Source organism: Bradyrhizobium sp. NAS96.2 (genome assembly GCF_001908235.1).
Classification (GTDB): domain Bacteria; phylum Pseudomonadota; class Alphaproteobacteria; order Rhizobiales; family Xanthobacteraceae; genus Bradyrhizobium.
The window spans coordinates 1-2453 of the sequence record NZ_LGHK01000301.1 but is presented as its reverse complement, the minus strand read 5'-3'; the positions used below and the strand labels follow the sequence as shown (position 1 = coordinate 2453).

Here is a 2453-nt window from a genome sequence, read left to right as displayed (position 1 = left end):
CCGTTCCGGCCTCGCCGTCGCTCGCATCGCCCGATGGCGCCGCGCTGACCTGGTCGGCCTGGATCAAGCCGGCCGCGCTGCAGCCGAACGCTGCGCTGTTCAGCCGGCGTGATGGCGCCAACGCCCTGGTGATCGGTGTCGACAGTGGCAGCCCGTTCGTTGAAGTCACCAAGGCGGGCGCCGTGCAGCGCTCGACTGCTGGCGCACCGGTCGCGGCCGGCAGCTGGCATCATGTCGCCGTCGTTGCGGCAAACGGCCAGGTCACACTCTATCTGGACGGCGCATCCTATGCCGCGCTCAGCGCGAGCCTGCCGGCTCTCAATACTGTTGGCCTGATCGGAGGGGATTCGTCGACCTCCGCTTCTCCGATCGCGCCTGCGACGGCCCCGTCCGCAGCAACACCGTCATTGCCCCCTGATGCGTCGGCTGCGGACGGTGGCGCCGCGCCCGCGGCGACGCCGGATGCGGCGGCAACGCCGGCACCGGCGCCTGTTGCCGCCATGGCCGGCTTTGTCGGCGACATCGACGAGCTGCAGATCAGCAAGGTCGCGCGGCCCGCCGGGCTCATCAAGGTGATGGCGATCGGGCAGGGCCCCGACCAGGCCAAGCTGATGGCGTTCAGCGTCGATGAAGAGACCGCAAGCTGGCTGTCCGGCTACTTCGCGGTGATCCTGAAGTCGGTGACGCTCGACGGCTGGGTGGTGATCGGCATTCTCCTGATCATGGCCGCGATTAGCTGGGTGGTGATGATCGACAAGGCCTCGTATCTCAACAAGCAGGCCAAGGCGAACGCCCAGTTCATGAAGGGCTTCCGCGAGATCGCCGCCGATCTTACCATGCTCGATCGCGGCGATGCCGACGATGTCTCGACGCTGGGCGGACGGCTCACCGAAGCCGACGCCAAGATGATGCGCTCGTCCTCGCTCTACCGCATCTACCACATCGGCGCCGCGGAAATCCGTCATCGCTTCAGCAACTCGCAGCGCGCTCCGGTGCTGTCGGCGGTCTCGATTGCGGCGATCCGCGCGGCGCTCGACTCCGGCGTCGTCAAGGAGATGCAGCGGCTCAACCGCATGATGGTGGTGCTGACCATCGCGATCTCCGGCGGACCGTTCCTCGGCCTGCTCGGCACCGTGGTTGGCGTCATGATCACCTTCGCGGCGATCGCGGCGAGCGGCGACGTCAACGTCAACGCGATCGCCCCCGGCATCGCCGCGGCGCTGGTGGCAACCGTCGCCGGTCTCGGCGTCGCGATCCCGGCGCTGTTCGGCTACAACTATCTGATCTCCCGGATCAAGGACCTGACCAACGACATTCAGGTCTTCGTCGACGAGTTCGTGACCAAGATGGCGGAATTCTATTCCGCCGACCGGCCGGACCCGATCGAACACCGCATCGCTGCGGAGTAAGAGCGATGCAGATCCAGGCCGACTCCAAACCCTATGACGACATCAACATCACGCCGATGTTGGACCTCGCCTACGTGCTGCTGGTGATCTTCATCATCATGACGACCGCGACCGTGCAGGGGCAGAAGGTCAATCTGCCGAAGGCCTCGGCAGCGCCGAGCCTTGCGACCCAGACCACCAAGGCGATCACGGTCGCCAATGACGGCAAGATCTTCCTCGACACGATCCCGGTCACGCTGCCCGAGCTCGAGCAGCGGCTGGTGCAGCAGAAGGCCCTGACGCCCGAATTTCCCGTGGTGCTGCGCGGCGATGCACAGGCGCAGTACCAGAGCGTGATGGATGTGTTCGACCTGCTCAGCCGCATCGGCCTGAGCCAGGTCGGTCTCGCCACCAAGCCGCTTGTGAAGTGAGCGGGCCGGAAGCGACGCCATGATCACCCAGCCAGCACCCATCCCACTGACCGAGCGCAGGACGCTGCGGTCGTGGCTGAGCAGCATGATGCGATCGTCCGATCAAGGTTGCGATCACGGCTGCGGTGCCGCGGATGTCACGCGCGCCGAGCCGGTGTCGCAGGCGTCGATCAGCGCCGGTATGGGCGCGGAGCTTCCGCTGGCGCCGGTTGCCGCGGACGTGCGCGAGGAACCGCGCGGCGAGGTGGTGGCATTTCCGCTTCACGGCGAGGCCCTGCTGATCAAGCTCGCGGATGCGTTGCGCAGGTACGTCGCCGGCCGCGAGCCCGCTGACGATCCATTGTGGCTGACGATCTCACGCTGCCCGTGGGCCCGCCTCTCGATCGACGCGTCGGCCTATGTGGACTATTTGAGCGAGATCGAGACCTTTCACGCCGCGATCGAAGCAGGCCCCGATACCAAGGTCATCCTGAAGACCACGGACTTCGGTGCGCTCGCCAGCTTCGTCACGCAGTACGTCAATGACAGGTTGCACGATCGCGCCCCGGTGGAGGCCGCGCCATGAACGCGCCGATGCGGGACCAGAACGCGCAGGCCGAGCGCGCCACGCCGCCCGCCGACGGTCACGAGGCTG

3 protein-coding genes are annotated in these 2453 nt (G+C 66.6%); all 3 read left to right on the top strand.

From position 1 onward, the window contains the following. Window positions 1-1409 (top strand): MotA/TolQ/ExbB proton channel family protein (locus tag AC628_RS40260; protein ID WP_074132293.1); only part of this gene is annotated, 1409 nt, incomplete at its 5' end. A gap of 5 nt (window positions 1410-1414) precedes the next feature. Next, the gene (locus AC628_RS40255; protein WP_024578845.1) at window positions 1415-1819 is read left to right on the top strand and encodes an ExbD/TolR family protein; all 405 of its coding nucleotides are present in this window, start codon (window positions 1415-1417) and stop codon (window positions 1817-1819) included. Window positions 1820-1838: 19 nt separating this feature from the next. Then, window positions 1839-2384 (top strand): hypothetical protein, encoded by a 546-nt coding sequence (locus tag AC628_RS40250; protein WP_245321579.1) that lies wholly within the window; start codon window positions 1839-1841, stop codon window positions 2382-2384. Window positions 2385-2453 lie beyond the last annotated feature (69 nt).